Here is an 18,685-nt window from a genome sequence, read left to right as displayed (position 1 = left end):
AGTTTCCTAGGCTCGTCGACATGAGGATCCTCGTCGCCGGCGCCGGGGGCGTCGTCGGACTGCCACTGACCCGGGAACTGATCGCGCAGGGCCACGAGGTGATCGGCACCTCCCGCAACCCGGACTCGCGTCCCGAACTGCGCGACGCCGGTGCCGGCGTGGTCCGAATGGACGCGTTCGACCTCGCCTCGGTGGAGCATGCGATCGCCGAGGCGCGGCCCGACGCGGTGATCCATCAGCTCACCGACCTGTCCGCCGTGGACCTCGAGGCCAATGCGGACCTCCGCATCGTCGGCACCCGCAATCTCGTCGACGCGATGCGGCGGTACGGCGTGCAGCGACTGGTCACCCAGAGCATCGCGTGGCTGTACGCGGACGGCGAAGGCCTCGCCGACGAGACCGTGCCGCTGCAGGACGCCACCGGGCCGGGCGCGCGCACCGTCGAGGGCGTGGTCGCGATGGAACACACGTCCACCGAGATCCCGAACCACGTGATCCTGCGCTACGGCAAGCTGTACGGCCCCGGTACGTGGTACTCCCCCGACGGCGACTTCGGCCGCGCCGCCCGGGACGGGGTGTTCAGTGGCAACGGGATCGAGAGCTTCCTCCACATCGCGGACACCGTCGCACCCACCGTCGCCGCCCTCGGCTGGCCCGCCGGCATCGTCAACGTCGTGGACGACGAGCCCGCCGGACCGGACACCTGGGTACCGACCTTCTGCCGCTGGGTGGGCGCCCAGGTTCCGAGCGGGCTCGGGCCCGGAAAAGGGCGGGGCGCGTCGAATGTCAAGGCGCGCCAACTGGGTTGGGTACCGAAGTACCCGTCGTGGCGGATGGGGATGTCGGGCTGACGAGTCTGCGCGCCGTGGCCCACTGTCAGCCGAGGGATCGCAGATAGACGAGCGTGGCCTGCACGCGGCGATCGCCGTCCTCCAGCGGCAGCTTCGAGAAGATGGAGCCGATGTGCTTGCGCACCGCGGCCTCGGACACCGTCAACCGCTGCGCGATGCCGGCGTTGGTGTGCCCCTCGGCGACGAGTGCGAGCACCTCCCGCTCGCGCGGGGTGAGGGCCGCGAGCGGACCCCGACTCCTGGTCGCCTTGACGAGTGCCCGCACGACGTCCGGATCGATGATCGCCTCACCCCGCGCCACCCGGGCCACCGCGTCGAGGAACTGGCGGACGTGTCCGACCCGCTCCTTCAGGAGGTACCCGACACCACCCTCGGCGTCCTCGTCGAGCAGCTCGTCCAGATACGCCACCGAGACGTACTGCGACAGCACGACGATGGGCAGCGTCGGCTCCCGTTTCCGGATCGTGGCCGCCGCCCGCAGCCCGTCGTCCGTATTGGTGGGCGGCATCCGGACATCGGTGACGACGAGGTCCGGCCGGTACGCCTCCCACGCGTGCAGGAGTGTCGGCGCATCGCCCACGGCGGCGCACACGTCGTGACCGGCCGACGCGAGCACGCTCTCCACTCCCGCCCTGAGCAGCGGGCTGTCCTCGGCGAGCACGATGCGCAGTGTCCGTTCCGTCGCTGTCACACCGGGCACTCCATTCGGATCGTCGTCGGCCCCCCGACCGGGCTCGTCACGGTGAGGGTTCCGTCGAGGGCACCGAGACGACCACGCAGCCTGCCGAGCCCGCGCCCGACCGAAAGCTGCGCGCCACCCACGCCGTCGTCGGCGACGCTCAACAACCACATACCGCCGGCGCGATCTCCGCGCACCGTGACGTGCCGCGCCTGCGCGTGCCGCACCGCGTTCGTCAGGGCCTCCGACACGAGCACGTACGACATGTGCTCGACGGGCGCGGGCAACCGTGGGCCGGACAAACCGTCGAGTCGGACGTCGACGTCCAGCGGAACGTCCGCGACCAGATCCGCGAGCGCGGGCGCGAGCCCACGTTCGATCAGTGCCCGCGGCGAGTACCCGAGCAGCACGGCACGTAGCTCCGCGAGTGTCTCGTCCACCTGACGGTGCGCGTCGGCGGCGAGCCGGCCCGCGGGTCCGTCCCCGTCGGCGGCCTCCGCCAATCCGAGACTCATCGACAGCGCGACCAACCGGTGCTGGACCCGGTCGTGCAGTTCCGATTCGAGCAGCGCCCGCTCGGATCCCTCGGCGTCGAGCAGCGCCGATCGGGTCGTCTCGAGGCGGGCCGCCTCGAGACGCCACGGGTCGGTCTCGACACCGAGGAGCAGCCGGGCCAGCCGCGACTCGAAGACCGCCCAACCGCCGACGACAACAGCGAGGAGCACCAGGAACACCACCCCGGATACCGCCAGAACCCAGGCACCCGAACTGGTTTCGACGGTCCACACCCCCAGATCGAGGTAGTCGTCGCGAATGACGAGAGGCGCGGCGAGGAGCATCCCGACGATGGTGACGGCGAAGACGGCCAGGAGGGCGGCGACCCCGCCGGACACAGCCGCTCCCAGAATGTATGCGACGTGCCGGACCGTGGGCAGCCGCTGCTCGTCCGCGGAGTTCCGAACCTCGGTATCCGCGCGTTCCGCGATCGACGGATCGATCATCCTCAGCCGCGCGCAGTGCGCCCGCAGCATCGGCTCCCACAGCGCCGTCCGCAGTCGACGCGTGAGCCCGAGCAACACGACCGGGACGATGCCGATCACGGTGGCGCACGAGAGGATGCCGGCGACGATCAGGCACGCGAGCGACCGCCACGGCCACCGGGTGCCGAGGTATCGCGGGCCGGTACGCAGGGCGGCGGCGACACTGCCCGTCACAGCGCCGCCCCCGCCTTCCGCTTCCGGCGCTCACGCATGATCGACGTCCCCACGATGCAGACGACGACGGGAACGTAGGCAGCGCACATGAGGAGCGTAACGGCACTCGCGTGACCACCCGAGCCCACGAAACGCTCGAGACCGACGGCCACCACGAGGTTGCTGCCGCCGTGCAGGATCGCGGACGGCCACACCGATCCGCTGCGACTCCACAGCCAACCGATCACGAATTCGAGCAGCACCGACAGCGGAAGCCACAACAACATCGCGATCACCGCATCGGTCGCGCTACCGCCGGCGCCGAAGTACCCCACCCACGGCAGCGGCCAGTGCCACACGCCCCAGATCAGGCCGGTCGCGAACGTCGTCGCGACCGGCCTGCCCGGCACGAGCCGGTCGCGCAGGTAGGCAGTCCAGCCGAATTCCTCTCCCCAGAAGATCGGCGCAGCCACCACCGGTACCACCAGTGCGATCGCCACGAACACCAGATCGTCTCGCCCGAACTGCCACTCGGCGACGTCCCACACTCCGGTTGCTGCCGCCAACGCCGACGCGATCGCGAGGATCCCGATCGGCAGCACCGCGGCGATCGCGTAGGACGTCCGGGCCGCGGACAGACGTGGCCGCATCCCTGCGTCGGCGAACCCTTCGCGGGTGATCCAGCGGCGGGTGACGACCGCGGCGAGTGCCGGCACGAACGCCGCGGTGAGCAGTTGGACGACCGGATCGTCGAGTGAGTATCCGGCCGCCCACACGATCGCCCACGGAACCCAGGATGCGCCGAAGGCGAGAGCGAGGAACCAGCCGATTCCGCGCCTGCGCTCGGCATCGTCGCGGACGGTCGGAGTCGAGACTGACGGTGCAGTTGTCATAACTCCACTTCACGGGGCCGGGCAGGAAAACGCGCTAGCCCACGCGACCGTCTCGGGGTGGCGTGCGCGCTACCCCGAGCCGGCCGCCGGCAGCTCCTGCAGAGGCGTCACCGAGCCGACGGACAACTGCCCGTTACGGATTCGTCCGTACCAGGGCGCCATCGGAGCGGACATCACCGGCGTGCAGGATGAGGTTGTCGTTCTCGTTCATCTCGAATCCAGTATCGATGGTCAGGATCCGAAGTGCCGCTGCAATCGGCGGTGCCGGTGCGCGAAGAAGCTCCGAACGATCGCCGTGAGCACGGGCGTCAGGGCCGCGAGCCTCGGCTCGAACGTGAGCCGGTCGTGCACGGCGGTACGGTCGGCGCCGACCGGGGTGAGTGTGCGCTCGTGCTCCCACCGCCGCATGGTCAGCATCGTCGACTTCTCGTGGAACCGATGTCCCGGTTCGATTTCCGCGATGGTGAGCGCGTCGTACTCGAAGGGGACGATTCCGAACAACCGCAGCCACGCACGACCGAGCTCGATGCCGACGGGCACGCTGTCGATCGTCACCGGGCCCAGCCGACGCGGCATGCTCATCGTCATCCACGGCCGCATCTCCTCGTTGATGCCCTCCGGAGCCACCACCCGGGTCCACACCCGCTCGGCGGAGGCTCCGACGACCGACTCACTCTCGATGATCATGTGCCCAATGATGCGGGAGACCCCCGTACGGCGCCGTGATTCTCGGTACCATCGATAACGGACTCGCCGCCTGCACGCACCACACCGGGCGGCACACGTCATCCAGGGAGATGGTCCGTGTGGATCGATCGTCGGAGCCGGAACCGATCACGACGCGTGCCACCGTCCCGCGCGCAGGCCGCTTCGCAGACGCTCCTCGGTGTGAACACATTCGTTCGTGGCAGCAGGGCGATCCGCTCACCGCGCCCGCTCACACCGCAGCCACTTCGCAAGATCGGTAGAGCGCCGAGCAGGAAAGGGAAAGTCCATGAACGCCGATGTTCCCCAGTCGACTCCCCCACCGAACGTGAACGATTTCGACGCACTCTATCGCGGTGACTTCGACGCCCTCGGCTCCGCCGCCGAGCCGACCGAGACCGCCCCGGGGTTCACGTTCGACCGCGTTCCGTGGGACATCGGCGAGGCCCAGCCCGTGGTGCGCGCGCTCGAGTCGAGCGGTCAGTTCGCCCGCGAGGTTCTCGACATCGGTTGCGGGCCGGGCGAGAACGCGCTGTTCCTCGCATCACGGGGCTACCGGGTGTGGGGACTGGACGCCGCGCCCGCCGCGATCGACATCGCGCGCGAACGCGCCCGGCAACGCGGGATGGACCGTGGGGTCGAGTTCGAGGTGGCCGACGCGACCGATCTGTCCGACTACGCCGGCCGTTTCGTGTCGGTCATCGACAGCGCTCTCTACCACTGTTTCCCCGAGGACCAGCGCCACCGCTACGTGGCGTCGTTGTTCGGGGCGTGCCGCCCGCAGGCTCGACTGCACGTGGTCTGTTTCTCGGATCGGGTGCCCGACGCCTTCCCCGGGCCCTACCGCATCACCGAGGACAATCTCCGGGACACCTTGACCTCCGCGGGATGGACCGTCCACAGCATCGAGCCGGCCACCTACACCACCGCCTTCACCCGGGCCGAGATGACGGCGCAGCCCGACTCCCCGGTCGCGGCCGCCGCAGCGGACATGGAGGTCGACGACCGCGAACGCCTGCTGGTTCCGGCCTGGCTTGCGACGGCCGAGCGCACTTGAGCGCCTTGAACACGGTGGCGCTGGAACTGGCTCCGCCCGAGCGGACCACGTCGGCGGCCGACGTGGCGGGCTCGGCGCGGACGATTGCCGACCGCTGTCGCGGACACGGGCTGCTCGACCGTCTCGGGCACGTGATGATCCCCGGCATCGTCCCGGAGGATTCGGAACGTCCGGTGCCGCTGACCCCGCGGATGGATGTCCTGGACTTCTGGCAAGGCCTACGGCCGGCGATCGGATCGTTGCCCGGGCTGTGTACCCAGGTGACCGTCTTCGAGACGGAATCCGATCTGGCCGCGAAGGTTCGGCGCCTGAGCGACGCCGGCATGGACGGTGTCATCTTCGTCGGCAAGCCACACGGACTGCCCGCCGACGACGCCTCGGGGCTCACGCCACAGGAGGCGCTCAGCCGGTTCCGGAGCGAGATCGCGCACCGCGGGGTGGTGCTGATCCCCACGCGCCGAGGCGAACTCGACCGGCTCGACGCCAAGTGCGCGCACGGCGCGACGTTCGCGCTCACCCAGTTGCTGTACTCCGATCGGATCGTGGAGTTCCTGCGCACCTTCGCCACCCGTTCCGAACATCGACCGGAGATCCTGCTGTCGTTCGGTTTCGTGCCCGGCGCCGAGGCCCGGGTGGGTCTGATCGACTGGCTTCTGCACGATCACGGCAACGACGACGTCTCCCGGGAGCAGCAGTTCGTCGCCCGCCTCGCCGCGAGTTCGCCTCGGCACCGCCAGACCAGCCTCGTCGACCTCTACCGCCGGGTACTCGACGGCGCCGGCGACCTCGGGTTCCCGATCAGCGTGCACCTCGAATCACCCTACGGCCTGTCCGATTCCGCGTGCGAGACGTTCACCGCGATGCTCGACCACTGGTCGCCCCGGCCCGCGGCGGTGCCGTCGTGACCGCGGACCCACTTACCCTCGACGACGCCCGCGCACACCTCGCGTCACAACCGTTCAGTGTGCTGCTCGGCGCCCGCCTGGTCTCGTTCGACGCGGACGGAGCCGCACTCGAGGTCGACGCCCGGCCGGACCTGCTGCAGCAGAATGGTTTTTTGCACGGCGGGGTGCTCGCTTACGCCGCGGACAACACTCTCACGTATGCGGCCGGCACCGTGCTGGGGGCGGGCGTGCTGACCGGCGGTTTGACCATCGAGTACGTCCGCCCGGCGCAGGGGCGGACACTGCGCGCCACCGCGCGAGTGGTCCACGCCGGCCGACGCCGCGCGGTGTGCACGTGCCGACTGGAGATGATCGCCGACGACGGGAGCGTGCGACTGTGCGCCGTCGCGCAGGGAACGGTGCTGCCGGTCACCGCTCCCTGACGCGAGAGCCGTTGTCGATCAGGATCGTTCGGGAATGCGTCCGGCGAGGATCGTGTCCACCACCTCGTCGCCGAGTTCCTGGCGCAGCCGCTGCTGCACGTCCGGTGCCCGGCGTAGGTGGGCGCCGCCGTCCACGGTGACGAACGTCCCGGTGGCCCACGACGATTCCGGCCCTGCCAGGAAGCGAATCGCCCCGGCGATGTCGTTCGGGACCCCGAGCCGACCGAGCGGTGTCTGCTCCAGGAACGCGGTCGGCCGATCCCCGTCGAAGCTCGCGGCGACCTTGGGGTTGTCGGGCGAGTTCACCAGCCCGGGACGGATGCAGTTGATCCGGATCCCGAGATGGCCGAATTCGTCTGCGGCCGTGCGCACGAGCGCCTCGAGACCGGCCTTGCCCGCGCAGTAGCCGCTCATGTACGGGAAGCTCTGCGCGGCGATCACCGACGACGTGAACACCATCGACCCACCACCTGCCCTCGCCATCGCCGGAACACACGCCTTGATCGCGACGAAGGCGCTGGTGACGTTGACCCGCAGCTCGTTCGTGAAGCTCTCGGCGTCGTTGAGCAGCAGCGGCGTGGTGCTGCCGCGGCCGACGGTGCTGACGCAGATGTCGAGTCCGGCGTCCCCGCTCGCGTGCGCGACGGCCGCGGTCACGTCACCCTCGACCAGCGAGTCGCCGGCGATGTGCCGGACCGTCGCACCGGCCGGCGCCTCGTGGGCGAGTTCGGCCGCGAACGCCGCGATCCGCGTCTCGTCGCGGCTCATGATCGTCACCGACGCCCCGTCGGCGAGCAGCGCCCGCGCGCCGGCGCCGCCGATGCCGCCGGCGCCACCGATGATCAGTGCGGTCTTCCCGTGCAGGGGCAGATTCTGGCTGGATGTCTCCGTCATGCGGCCGAAGCTAGGTCGCCGATGTCTCCGACGGAGCGCCGATCACCGTTGAGCGAGATATTTCGATCGGAAACTTCCGGTCACCGCGCTTTCGGCCCACCTGGTGGACACGACACCTGGCCTTCGCGTCGCGTCGGGGCCAGGATCTCGTGGTCAGTAGCCGGCCTCCGGATCGATCCGCGCCACCAAGTCCTCGCCTGCGACGAAGCGCCGCACGTTCTCGCCGACGTGGTCGGCGAACGCACCCGCCCGCACCGACGGCGGGTTCGAGTCGTGCGGGGTGACGATCGCGTTCGGCAACGTCCACAGCGGGTGCCCGTCCGGCAGCGGCTCCGGATCGGTCACGTCCAGTCCCACTCCACCGATCTGCTTGTCCCGCAATGCATCCACGACGGCATCGGTGTCGACCAGCGGCCCGCGCGCGACGTTGATCACCCACGATCGGGGACCGAGCTTCGCGAGCTGCGGGGCGCCGACCAGGTGCCGCGTGTCGGCGGTCGCCGGCGCCGCGACGACGACGTGGTCGACGCGCCCGAACACCTCGTCGACCCGGTCGGCGGTCACGACCTCGTCGGCCCCGGGCACCGGCCGACCGGAACGGTTCACCGCGATCACCACGGCCCCCACCGCGGTGAGCATCGGGATCATCGCGCGCCCGATGCCGCCGGCGCCGATGATCGCGACCCGGGCCCCGCGCAGTGTGCCGACCTTGGCGAAGAACTCCCGCTGTCGCCACGTGGTCGCGGCGAGGTGCTCGGGTAGCGCCCGCACACCCGCCAGCAGCAGCGTGAACGCGTGCTCGGCGACGGTGGCGGAGAACGCGCCGGCCGCCGACGTCCACAGCAGGTCGGGGTGCCGCCGGATCACCCCGGCGTCGAACCAGTGCTCCACGCCGGCCGAGTGCAGTTGCACCCATCGGATCGACTCGGGCAGCTCCGCCGGGAATCGCGCCGGGTCGTCGCCGGCCCACACCAGCGCCTCCGCGTCCGCCAGGTCCACCACCTGCCCGCCGCCGCGGACGACGGCGTCGGCGAGCAGGTCGTCCACCTCGGGCCCGAGGGCGATGCGCGTGGGCTGGGCGTGCGACGACGTCACGGATTCTCCTCACATTGCGCGGTCCCGGTGTCCGGAGACCTCGGTCCGAGGCTAGGCGTCCTCGCATCGGATCGCAGACCTCGGGAACCATCCCCATGGGTGATTCGTCCTATTTTTGTAGGACGTGCCCAGCAACAGAGAAAGAAGGCTATGAAACGCAGGCCGCGCAAACCTCGAAGACCCGTCGTCCGGCGTGTGATCATCACTGACACCACCACTGTGGAGGTGTCCACGTGCTGACCCTGCTCGGAATCGTCGCCGGTGTCGCCGTCGTCCTGGCGATCACCGCGCTGACCGGCTACTTCGTGGCCCAGGAATTCGCCTACATGGCCGTGGACCGGTCCCGGCTCAAGGCCCGCGCCGAGTCCGGCGACGCGGCCGCGGCCCGCGCCCTGGGCGTCACCCGCCGCACCTCGTTCATGCTCTCCGGCGCCCAGCTCGGCATCACCGTCACCGGCCTGCTGGTCGGCTACGTCGCCGAACCGCTCATCGGCCGCGGACTGGGCGACCTGATGGGCGGCATCGGGATCCCCACCGGCATCGGCATCGCCGTCGGCGCGATCCTCGCGGTGCTGTTCTCCACCGTGGTGCAGATGGTCTTCGGCGAGCTGTTCCCGAAGAACCTCGCGATCGCCCGCCCCGAACCCGTCGCCCGCCGGCTCGCGCTGTCGACCACGCTCTACCTCAAACTCTTCGGCTGGCTGATCTGGCTGTTCGACCAGTCGTCGAATCTGTTGCTGCGCGCGCTCAAGATCGAGCCCGTCCACGACGTCGAACACTCGGCGACCCCGCGCGACCTCGAACACATCGTGGCCGAGTCCCGCGACGCCGGGGAGCTGCCGCGCGAGCTGTCCACGCTGCTCGACCGCATCCTCGACTTCCCCACCCGCACCGCCGAGCACGCCATGATCCCGCGGGCGCGGGTCGACGTGGTCCCCGCGGACGAGCCGATCGCCGACGTCGTGGCCCGCATGGGCGCCGGACACACCCGCTACCCGGTCGTCGGCGCCACCAGCGACGACCTGCAGGGCGTCGTCCACCTGCACGACCTGCTCGGCGCCGACCCCGTCGGCACGGCCGGCGACCACGCCCGAGCGGCGGTGATCGTGCCGACGACACTGCCGCTGCCCGACGTCCTGGCCCAGCTGACGGCCGCGAAGGACGAGATGGCGCTGGTGATCGACGAGTACGGCGGGTTCGCCGGCGTCGTCACCGTCGAGGACATGGCCGAGGAACTCGTCGGCGAGATCGCCGACGAACACGATCCCGCCCACGAGGACACCGAGGTGCAGGCCGTCGACGGCGGCTGGCTGATCCCCGGCGGCGTGCACGTCGACGAGGTCGCCCGCGTGCTCGACGAGCACCTGCCCGAGGACGACGACTACGAGACGTTCGCCGGCCTCGTGATCGCCGAGTTCGGCGGACTCCCGAAGGTGGGCGACACCGTGACCGTGCGGCTGCCCGCCGACCCGGCAGATCTCGTCGCCGACGAACCCCCGCCGCCGACGTACCTGGACGTCGAGGTCCGCGCGATCGACAAGCACGTGCCGTCGGCGCTGTTCGCGACCGTTCGCACCGACCGGAAGGACGCTGTCGATGAGTAACCCGTGGATCGTCCTCGCCGTCACCGTCGTGCTCATCGCCGCGAGCGCGTTCTTCGTCGCGGTCGAGTTCGCCCTCATCGCCGCGCGCCGGCACCGCCTCGAGGACGCGGCCCCCGACAGCCGTTCGGCCCGCGCCGCGTTGCGTAGCGCGTCCGAACTGTCGGTGCTCCTCGCGGGCTCGCAGCTCGGCATCACCGTCTGCACCCTCGCGCTCGGCGCGGTGACGAAACCGGCTGTGCACCACTGGCTCACGCCGGCCTTCGCGAACTGGGGCGCGCCGCTGTGGCTGGCCGACGTCGCCGGATTCGTGCTCGCGCTGCTCATCGTGACGTTCCTGCACCTCGTGGTCGGCGAAATGGCGCCGAAGTCGTGGGCCATCGCCCACCCGGAGAAGTCGGCCACGATGCTCGCGATCCCGATGCGCGGATTCATGTGGCTCACAAGGCCGTTGATCGTGGTCCTGAACCGGGCCGCGAACTGGTGCCTGGTCCGGGTCGGCGTGCAGCCGGTGGACCAGGTGGCGGCGGGTCAGGACCCCGAGGCGCTGCGGCACCTGGTCGAGCACTCGGCGACCGTCGGCACACTCGACGAGCGCTATCACGGGCACCTGGCGAGCGCGCTCGAACTCGAGTCGCTCACCGTCTGCGACATCGTCCGGCCCAACGACCGACCGAGCAGCGTCACGCCCGACGCCCCCGTCGGCCTGATCCGCGAGGCCGCCGATCGCAGCGGGCACCTGCGCCTGCTGGTGCGCGACGGTGACACCGTCGCGGGTGTGCTGCACGTGCGCGACAGCCTGGGCGCGGCTCCCGGCACCCACGCCCGCGACCTGATGCGGGACGTGCTCACCGTCGAGTCGGCGACGCCGGTGTACGAGGCGCTCGCGACCATGCGGAACACCCGCAGCCACATCGCGGTCGTCCGTGACGACGCCGGCCACCTGATCGGGCTCATCACCCTCGCCGACGTCCTGGCGCGGCTGATGCCCACCGCGGGCACCGCGGCCTGACCACGGCGAAGGCGGAACCGGGAGTGGCGCCCCGGCTCCGCACGGTGGTGGTTTCCGCCCGCCGATCCGGGGGTAGTCCCTGGGTATGGAGATGCGTGTGACCCTCTCTGTGGACGGCGCCGAACGGACCTGCACCGTCGACACCCGCACGACGCTGCTCGACGCACTCCGTGACCGCCTCGGCGTCTTCTCGCCCAAGAAGGGCTGCGACCACGGCCAATGCGGGTCCTGCACGGTGCTGCTGGACGGCCGACGGGTGACCACGTGCCTGTCGCTCGCCGTGGCGCAGGACGGCGCCGACATCGTCACGGCGTCCGGACTGTCGGACTCCGGCCTCCACGCCGTCCAGCAGGCGTTCATCGATCAGGACGCGTTCCAGTGCGGTTACTGCACGCCCGGCCAGGTGTGCTCGGCGGTGGGGATGCTCGCCGAAGCCGCGGACGGGGCACCCAGTCACGTCACCGAGGACCTCACCTCCGCACCGGAGTTGACCGACGACGAGATCCGCGAACGGATGAGCGGCAACCTGTGCCGGTGCGGCGCCTACCCCAACATCGTCGCCGCGGTCCGACAGGTCGCCCACGAGCAGGCTGCGGACACGTGATCCCGTTCCGCTACGAGCGACCCGCCGACGCGCCCGCGGCGGTGGCGCTGCTGCACGAGAATCCGGGCGCGAAGCTGCTGGCCGGCGGAACCAACCTGGTCGATCACCTCAAGCTCGGCATCGCCACCCCCCAACTCGTCGTGGACATTTCGCGTATTCCACTCGATTCCGTCGAGCCGACCGACGACGGCGGACTCCGGATCGGGACCAACGTGCGCAACAGCGATCTGGCCACCCACCACGCTGTCCGCGAACGGTATCCGGCGTTGTCGCGCGCACTTGTCGCCGGCGCGTCACCGCAGTTGCGCAATCTGGCCACGACGGGCGGGAACCTGCTCCAACGCACGCGCTGCGTCTACTTCCAGGACGTGTCGACGCCGTGCAACAAGCGGCAGCCCGGCACCGGGTGTTCGGCGGTCGGCGGATTCACCCGGCATCACGCCATTCTGGGCGCCTCGGACGCTTGCGTCGCGACCCACCCGTCGGACATGGCGGTGGCGCTCGCGATGCTCGACGCCCAGGTGCTGGCGCTGGGGCCCGACGGTCAGCGCCGCATCCCGGTGACAGACTTCCACCGGCTTCCGGGACGCGACCCCGACATCGACACCGTGCTGGAACCCGACGAGATGATCGTCGCGGTCGAACTGCCGGCGCCGACGCCCGGTGCGGTGTCGACGTATCGGAAGGTGCGCGAGCGCGCGTCGTACGCGTTTGCGCTGGTCTCCGTCGCCGCGGAACTGGGACTCGACGCCGGAGTCGTCACCCGTGTCCGCATCGCCTTCGGCGGCGTGGCGCACAAGCCGTGGCGGGCCACGCGCGCCGAGGCGGCATTGCGTGGGCGCACCGCGGACGTCGACACGTTCGCCGATGCGGTCGACGCCGAACTGGCGTCGGCACATCCCCTGGACGGCAACCGATTCAAGGTCCCACTGCTGCAACGCACCACCGTTGCCGTGCTGCGGGAGCTTGCCGGGGAGGCGACACAGTGAATGCCATCGGCACATCCCTCGCGCGCATCGACGGCCCCGCCAAGGTCACCGGAACGGCGCCGTACGCGTACGAGCACTCGGTCGCCGCCCCGGCGTTCCTGTACCCGGTCACCTCGACGATTGCGCGCGGTTCCATCGTGGACATCGACAGCACCGCGGCCGAACGATCCGACGGCGTGCTGGCGATGCTCACACCGTGGAATGCGCCGCGCCTGGAGGACACCTCGGACGGTGAGTACCGCCTTCTGCAGGGCCTCGAGGTGGCGTTCCGCGGGCAACCGATCGGTGCCGTGATCGCCGAGACCCCGGAGCAGGCGCGTCACGCGCAGACGCTCGTGCGCGTCGAGTACGACGTCGGGACTCACGACACCACGTTTCGTACGGACGCAGCGGGCATGTACCTCCCCGAATCCGCCAACGGCGGCTACGAGACCTCCACGGAGGAAGGTGATCCCGACACTGCGTTCGCCCGCGCCCGCGCCGACGGGGTGATCGTCGACGGCTGGTACACCACCCCGGAAGAGCACAACAATCCGATGGAGCCGCACACCACCGTCGCGCTGTGGGCCGAGGACGCACAGGAACTGACGCTGTACGACTCCACCCAGGGGCCGCACGGCGTCGCGGACACACTCGGGCCGATACTCGGGTTGTCCCCGGAACAGATCCGGGTGATCGCGCCGCACGTGGGCGGCGGATTCGGCTCCAAGGGCGCCCCGCACGCGCACGACGTGCTCGCCGCCCTGGCCGCGATGACACTGCCCGGCCGAGCGGTGAAGTTCCCGGTGACGCGGCAGCAGATGTTCGTCTTCGTCGGCTATCGCCCACCGACGGCGTCGCACGTCCGGATCGCCGCGAACCGCGACGGCGGCATCACCGCACTGGTGCACGATGCGTACTCGCAGAGTTCGCACACCAAGGAGTTCGTCGAGCAGACGGCGGTCCCGTCGCGGTCGATGTACACGGCGCCGCATCGGCGCACCTCGCACCGAGCCGTGGCACTCGACGTCCCGGTGCCGTACTGGATGCGCGCCCCGGGCGAGGCCCCCGGAATGTATGCCGGCGAGGTCGCGATGGACGAGCTCGCCGAAGCCTGTGGGATCGATCCGATCGAGCTGCGGGTCCGCAACGATCCGCCCGTCGACCCCGAAAGCGGCAAGCCGTGGGCGTCGCGCCGGCTGGTCGACTGCCTGCGGGAGGGCGCCCACCGATTCGGCTGGGAGACGCGGCCGCGGCCGGCCGGGAGTCGGCGCGAGGGGAACGCGCTCGTCGGATTCGGCGTGGCGAGCGCCACCTATCCGCACATGATCAATCCGGGTTCGAAGGCAACGATCCGACTGCGCGAGGACGGTCGGCTGGGCGTGCAGATCGACGCCGTGGACATCGGCACCGGCACGTGGACCACGCTCACGCTCATCGCCGCCGACGCACTGGGTTGCGACCCCGAACGCATCGCACTCGAGATCGGCGACACCGCGTTGCCGTACGGGACCGTCGCGGGAGGATCGTCCGGGACGTCGTCGTGGGGTTCGGCGATCCTGACGGCCGCACGCGAGTTCCGCGCCAAGTTCGGCGACGATCCCCTCCCGGGAGCCGAGGTGACTGCGGAATCGGACACCGAACCCGACGACGACTATCGAATCGATTCCTACGGAGCGCATTTCGTCGAAGCTCGGGTCGACATACACACCGGCGAGATCACCGTTCCCCGCATGCTCGGGGTGTTCTCCATCGGCCGGGTGGTCAACCCGCGCACCGTCCGCTCGCAACTACTCGGCGGCATGACGTTCGGGATCTCGATGGCGCTGTTCGAGGAGAGCGTCCGCGACGGGCGGTTCGGGCACGTCGTCACCCAGGATCTCGCGACGTATCACTTCCCCACGAACGCGGACGTCCGGGACATCGACGCGATCTGGCTCGACGACGTCGACGAGCGCGCCACCCCGATGGGTTCCCGCGGCGCCGGCGAGATCGGAAATGTCGGCAGCGCTGCCGCCGTGGTCAACGCCGTCTGCAACGCGACCGGGACACGCGTGCGGGAACTGCCGATCCACGCGGACGACCTGCTCCCCCAGCTGCCGGACATTCGAGAGATCCGAGATTCATGAAATGAATGCTTCTCTGAACGGCCCGCACCGCGGCCGGTCGCATGGGCACACGGCCGCGTCGCGGCTGGCGGTGGCGGTGACATTCGTGCTGCTGTCGCTGATTCCCGGCGCCATCGCCTTCGGCCTCGGCCGGTCCCCCTTCGCGATCTTCTGGCTGGTCGTGTTCACCGCACTCGCCCTGGGCACCGTGGCGGCGGTCCTGCCCTCGAGCTGGAGTCGGTGACCCGTCGGTCCGGGCGGGCTGATATCCCGGGTGAATTCGCAGGGAGAGTCACACTTCCTCCATACCGTGGGGTAACTTGCGTGCGCGCGGTTCGCGCGATCAAACAAACACATGGATGGGAAGCAGTTATGGGTTCTTCCGAGTTCGCCACGTCCGTCACCGAAGTCAAGCCGGTCGTGAGCGGCATCGCCAGCACACTCACCGCGATCGCCACGATCCTCGGGGTGCTGGGAACGTTGGCTTCCTTCAGCTGATCCGCACGCGCGGCGCACAGACTCCCGCCTGACGGCGGGGCGCGGCCTCACACGGAAAGTCCCCCACCGGCGGTGCCGGTGGGGGACTTTCGTCGTGCGGTCCGGAACCACATGCGAAACACAAGGATCGACACGGACGCCGCGCGGGGCGAGGAAGTTTCGACCCGGTTCATCGACCGGCCACCCGGTCGCATTCTGCCGTTGTGGTTACCGGCATACCTTCCTCCCGACCTTGATCAACAAAAGGGAGGCCGCACCGTGCCCACGTCACCGCTGAATCGCCGCACGTTCCTCGAGCGCACCGCACTCGCCGGAATCGGGGTGACGCTCGCCGGGAGCGTCGGCACCCTGTTCCGACCCGCCGTCGCGGGTGCCGCGCCCGGCGGCGCGATCGGGTACGGCCCGCTCGTCGCGGACCCCAACGGCATCCTCGCCCTCCCCAAGGGATTCTCGTACTCGATCGTCTCCCGCTCCGGTGAGACGCTGCTCGACGGCGGTGTCCCCTTCCCGAGCGATCCCGACGCCAACGGCGTCTTCGCGAACGGCAACGGCACCACCATCGTCACCAACCACGAGGTCAGCGGCAGCGAGCCCTATGGTGTCCCGGCCGTCGACGGCCTCACCTACGATCCGGGCGCCCGCGGCGGCACCACCACGACCACGCTCGACCCGAGTGGGGCGCGCCAGGCCCAGTACGTCAGCGTCGCCGGGACGGTGAACAACTGCGCGGGCGGCATCACCCCGTGGGGCACCTGGCTCACGTGCGAGGAGACCGAGGCGCGTGCCGGCTCGAACGGCTTCACCCTCGCCCACGGCTACGTCTTCGAGGTCGATCCGGCGAGCCAGGCCGCGAACGTCGGCAAGAGCGCGATCCCGCTGAAGTTCCTCGGCCGGTTCGCACACGAGGCGGTGGCGGTCGACCCGGCGTCGAGCGCGGTCTACCTCACCGAGGACGCGGGCAGCCCCAACGGCCTGTTCTTCCGGTGGACGCCGCCGCAGGGCTTCGTCGGTGGCCCCGGCGCTTTCCACGCGCTCGCCCAGTCGGCGGGCGGCGACACCGCCGGCAGCCTGCAGGCGATGAAGTGCTTCCAGGACGGCAGCCACGTGCCCGATCTCGCGCAGGCCGCGGCGCCGGGCGTCAAGTACACGGTGCAGTGGGTCGACGTCCCCGACCGCGACGCGAAGACCACCTCGGTGCGCAAGCAGTTCACCAACGACCAGGTGACCCGCAGCCGCAAGCTCGAGGGGCAGTGGTGGGGCGACGGCGGCGCGTACTTCGTCGCCAGCTTCGCCCGCACCAGCGACGGCAGCGTGGCCGAGCACGACGGGCAGGTGTGGTTCTACGACCCCGCTACCCAGACTGTGGAACTGAAGACGCTGTTCGGCGTCAACCCGGATCCGTCCGTCGACACCGGTAACTACGACGGTCCCGACAACATCACGGTGTCGCCGCACGGCGGACTCATCCTCGCCGAGGACGGCGACGGCATCAGCCACCTGATCGGCGTGACCGAGGACGGCGAACCGTTCTCCGTCGCACGAAACGAGTTGAACGACAGCGAGTTCTGCGGTCCGGCGTTCAGCCACGACGGCAAGACGCTGTACGCCAACATCCAGAGCCCGGGCATCACCGTCGCGATCCGCGGACCTTGGCGGCGGTCGACGGGATCGTCCGCCGGCTCCTCCGGCTTCTCGTTCGGCTCGCTGGATCTGCCGTTCGGCTCGTAGACCGTCGGTCGCCCCACAGGCGCCCCCACCCGCACACCGCGGGTGGGGGCGTCCACACGTTCTCCCCCGGGTTTGTCCAGGACAAAAGCCCCTGGCGTGAGGGGGCGTTCTCCCCTACCCGGATGGGGACCTCTGACGGCATCGTCAGGGCACATTGGATTTCGATCGTGGCCCCGGGGTGAGGTGTGAGGAAATTCCTGCCGTATTTCTCGACGCGACGGCGAGCGGCGCGGGTGTTTCACAACTTCCTGGACTGCCCGTCCGGCATGCGGATCACCCGAACCGATCGGGAGCCGGGCCTCGGGCCGGAGGGCGTCGCTTACCCGCAGTGCAAGCAGTGCCAGGCGTGGGACGACGAGATCGAGCGGTCGCGCATCGCGCTGCACGAGTGGTTGGAGTCGGAGTAGGAGGCGAGATCTGCAGGCGCGCGGCGCTCACGGCGTGCTACCTCTCGACTTCGAAGTCGGCTGTCCACACTCGTTGCAGCATGTGCCAGTCGGCCGGGTGGGCGGCGATTCCGGTCGCGAATCGGCTGGTCATCACCTGAGTCGTGGGCTGCAGTCCACCGCTCGTGTCGATCGGCGTCCCGACGTGGAAGCCCCAGCCGCCGGGCGTGAACCAACAGTTGACCGGCAGCAGGGGCGCGCCGGTGTCGATCGCCAGCCGAGCAGGCCCGGCGGGCATGCGTGTCGGTTCACCGAAGAACGTGACCGGCACACCTGTCCTCGTCACATCGCGTTCGGCCATGAGCCCTACGATCCGCCCCCGTCGTAGATGTGCGGTCAGTTGTTCGAACGGTGGCCGGGTGGCGCCGGTGAGCGGGATGATCTCGAAACCCAGGCGCTCACGGAACCGCACGAACCGGCGGTACAGCGATTCTGGCCTGAGCCGCTCGGCGACGACGACAGGCGGACCCACCCGCTGCGCAATCCATACTCCCGCCATGTCCCAGTTTCCGCTGTGATGCAGCGCCAGAACCGCACCCTTGCCCCGTTCGACCGCCTCGTGAATATTGCCGAGCCCCGTGGCCGAGGACTCGATGCGCTCGGCAAGTCGCACCGGATCCATCGACGGCAGCCGGAATGCTTCACACCAGTAGCGGGCGTAGGAACGTAGGCTCGCGTGCACGAGGTCGTCGGGTACTTGCCCCGGCGTGGTGGACAGCACACGGGCCAAATTGCGCCGCAGCTGATCTGGGCCGCCGCCCCGCGCCGCCCGATCGGCCGCGTAGTCGAAGAGCCGCCGCGCCGACCCCTCGGGCAGTGCGCGCACCAACCGCCAACCTGCCGCGTACCCGAGATCCCAGACCCGCTCCCCAGGATTCATCGGTCACACCCGGCGACGTAGGCCACAGAAACATCGGCGATATACCTGCTGCGAGCCGGCGGGACGTCTGTTCCGGGCCATCCTTCGAGTGTCCCCCAAGGGAGACAGGGGAACGGCGAATTCGCCGCAACCGTGGTGTGAGGATC

At 69.9% G+C, this 18,685-nt stretch carries 20 protein-coding genes; 13 read left to right on the top strand and 7 right to left on the bottom strand.

Annotated features, from left to right (window positions below):
* Window positions 1–20: 20 nt before the first annotated feature.
* Window positions 21–851, top strand: coding sequence for an NAD-dependent epimerase/dehydratase family protein (locus tag ABEU20_RS17455; RefSeq protein WP_420165651.1), 831 nt, complete (start codon window positions 21–23; stop codon window positions 849–851).
* A 25-nt stretch (window positions 852–876) separates the two neighbouring features.
* On the opposite strand, the gene ABEU20_RS17450 is transcribed toward ABEU20_RS17455, so the two are convergent.
* The 4 genes from ABEU20_RS17450 to ABEU20_RS17435 all read right to left on the bottom strand — a co-directional run bounded on the left by ABEU20_RS17450 (window position 877) and on the right by ABEU20_RS17435 (window position 4,303).
* Window positions 877–1,542, bottom strand: coding sequence for a response regulator transcription factor (locus ABEU20_RS17450; RefSeq protein WP_420165650.1), 666 nt, complete (start codon window positions 1,540–1,542; stop codon window positions 877–879).
* Complete coding sequence (locus ABEU20_RS17445) at window positions 1,539–2,744, bottom strand: sensor histidine kinase (protein WP_420165649.1); 1,206 nt, start codon at window positions 2,742–2,744, stop codon at window positions 1,539–1,541. The genes ABEU20_RS17450 and ABEU20_RS17445 overlap by 4 nt, the downstream gene beginning before the upstream one ends.
* Entirely contained in the window at window positions 2,741–3,616 is an 876-nt protein-coding gene (locus tag ABEU20_RS17440; RefSeq protein ID WP_420165648.1) for a CPBP family intramembrane glutamic endopeptidase, read from the bottom strand. The genes ABEU20_RS17445 and ABEU20_RS17440 overlap by 4 nt, the downstream gene beginning before the upstream one ends.
* A gap of 231 nt (window positions 3,617–3,847) precedes the next feature.
* The gene (locus ABEU20_RS17435; RefSeq protein WP_420165647.1) at window positions 3,848–4,303 is read right to left on the bottom strand and encodes a hypothetical protein; all 456 of its coding nucleotides are present in this window, start codon (window positions 4,301–4,303) and stop codon (window positions 3,848–3,850) included.
* A gap of 307 nt (window positions 4,304–4,610) precedes the next feature.
* Here ABEU20_RS17435 and ABEU20_RS17430 point away from each other — a divergent pair, with 307 nt between their 5' ends.
* The 3 genes from ABEU20_RS17430 to ABEU20_RS17420 are packed head-to-tail and all read left to right on the top strand — an operon-like array spanning window position 4,611 to window position 6,705.
* Complete coding sequence (locus tag ABEU20_RS17430) at window positions 4,611–5,378, top strand: SAM-dependent methyltransferase (protein ID WP_420165646.1); 768 nt, start codon at window positions 4,611–4,613, stop codon at window positions 5,376–5,378.
* Window positions 5,375–6,283: a mycobacterial-type methylenetetrahydrofolate reductase gene (locus tag ABEU20_RS17425; RefSeq protein ID WP_420165645.1), complete on the top strand. Its 909-nt coding sequence runs from the start codon at window positions 5,375–5,377 to the stop codon at window positions 6,281–6,283. The genes ABEU20_RS17430 and ABEU20_RS17425 overlap by 4 nt, the downstream gene beginning before the upstream one ends.
* Window positions 6,280–6,705, top strand: a complete 426-nt coding sequence (locus tag ABEU20_RS17420) for a PaaI family thioesterase (RefSeq protein WP_420165644.1) — start codon at window positions 6,280–6,282, stop codon at window positions 6,703–6,705. The genes ABEU20_RS17425 and ABEU20_RS17420 overlap by 4 nt, the downstream gene beginning before the upstream one ends.
* Window positions 6,706–6,723: 18 nt before the next feature.
* Here ABEU20_RS17420 and ABEU20_RS17415 read toward each other — a convergent pair whose 3' ends face one another.
* Window positions 6,724–7,599: an SDR family NAD(P)-dependent oxidoreductase gene (locus ABEU20_RS17415; protein WP_420165643.1), complete on the bottom strand. Its 876-nt coding sequence runs from the start codon at window positions 7,597–7,599 to the stop codon at window positions 6,724–6,726.
* 153 nt (window positions 7,600–7,752) lie between these two features.
* A complete protein-coding gene (locus ABEU20_RS17410) occupies window positions 7,753–8,694 on the bottom strand; it encodes a D-isomer specific 2-hydroxyacid dehydrogenase family protein (protein ID WP_420165642.1) in 942 nt (313 codons plus the stop codon).
* Window positions 8,695–8,927: 233 nt separating this feature from the next.
* Here ABEU20_RS17410 and ABEU20_RS17405 point away from each other — a divergent pair, with 233 nt between their 5' ends.
* The 9 genes from ABEU20_RS17405 (at window position 8,928) to ABEU20_RS17365 (ending at window position 17,620) form a co-directional block, all read left to right on the top strand.
* Window positions 8,928–10,298, top strand: a complete 1,371-nt coding sequence (locus ABEU20_RS17405) for a hemolysin family protein (RefSeq protein WP_420165641.1) — start codon at window positions 8,928–8,930, stop codon at window positions 10,296–10,298.
* Window positions 10,291–11,307 carry a hemolysin family protein gene (locus tag ABEU20_RS17400; RefSeq protein ID WP_420165640.1) on the top strand — a complete coding sequence of 339 codons (1,017 nt, stop codon included), beginning with the start codon at window positions 10,291–10,293 and terminating at the stop codon, window positions 11,305–11,307. Before ABEU20_RS17405 ends, ABEU20_RS17400 begins: the two co-directional genes overlap by 8 nt.
* An 85-nt stretch (window positions 11,308–11,392) precedes the next feature.
* Entirely contained in the window at window positions 11,393–11,911 is a 519-nt protein-coding gene (locus ABEU20_RS17395) for a 2Fe-2S iron-sulfur cluster-binding protein (RefSeq protein ID WP_420165639.1), read from the top strand.
* Window positions 11,908–12,900 (top strand): FAD binding domain-containing protein, encoded by a 993-nt coding sequence (locus ABEU20_RS17390; RefSeq protein WP_420165638.1) that lies wholly within the window; start codon window positions 11,908–11,910, stop codon window positions 12,898–12,900. The genes ABEU20_RS17395 and ABEU20_RS17390 overlap by 4 nt, the downstream gene beginning before the upstream one ends.
* Window positions 12,897–15,008 carry a xanthine dehydrogenase family protein molybdopterin-binding subunit gene (locus tag ABEU20_RS17385; protein WP_420165637.1) on the top strand — a complete coding sequence of 704 codons (2,112 nt, stop codon included), beginning with the start codon at window positions 12,897–12,899 and terminating at the stop codon, window positions 15,006–15,008. Before ABEU20_RS17390 ends, ABEU20_RS17385 begins: the two co-directional genes overlap by 4 nt.
* 1 nt (window position 15,009) lies before the next feature.
* Window positions 15,010–15,231, top strand: a complete 222-nt coding sequence (locus tag ABEU20_RS17380; protein ID WP_420165636.1) for a hypothetical protein — start codon at window positions 15,010–15,012, stop codon at window positions 15,229–15,231.
* Window positions 15,232–15,359: 128 nt separating this feature from the next.
* Window positions 15,360–15,485 carry a hypothetical protein gene (locus ABEU20_RS17375; RefSeq protein ID WP_420165635.1) on the top strand — a complete coding sequence of 42 codons (126 nt, stop codon included), beginning with the start codon at window positions 15,360–15,362 and terminating at the stop codon, window positions 15,483–15,485.
* Window positions 15,486–15,743: 258 nt separating this feature from the next.
* Window positions 15,744–17,213 (top strand): alkaline phosphatase PhoX, encoded by a 1,470-nt coding sequence (locus ABEU20_RS17370; protein ID WP_420165634.1) that lies wholly within the window; start codon window positions 15,744–15,746, stop codon window positions 17,211–17,213.
* A 233-nt stretch (window positions 17,214–17,446) separates the two neighbouring features.
* Window positions 17,447–17,620, top strand: coding sequence for a hypothetical protein (locus tag ABEU20_RS17365; protein WP_420165633.1), 174 nt, complete (start codon window positions 17,447–17,449; stop codon window positions 17,618–17,620).
* A gap of 37 nt (window positions 17,621–17,657) precedes the next feature.
* Here ABEU20_RS17365 and ABEU20_RS17360 read toward each other — a convergent pair whose 3' ends face one another.
* The gene (locus ABEU20_RS17360; protein WP_420165632.1) at window positions 17,658–18,539 is read right to left on the bottom strand and encodes a phosphatidylinositol mannoside acyltransferase; all 882 of its coding nucleotides are present in this window, start codon (window positions 18,537–18,539) and stop codon (window positions 17,658–17,660) included.
* Window positions 18,540–18,685: the final 146 nt, after the last annotated feature.

Source organism: Rhodococcus parequi (assembly GCF_046042785.1).
In the GTDB taxonomy this organism is placed as follows: domain Bacteria; phylum Actinomycetota; class Actinomycetes; order Mycobacteriales; family Mycobacteriaceae; genus Prescottella; species Prescottella parequi.
The sequence above is the reverse complement of the archived record's forward strand: the minus strand, read 5'-3'. Positions and strand labels throughout refer to the sequence as shown.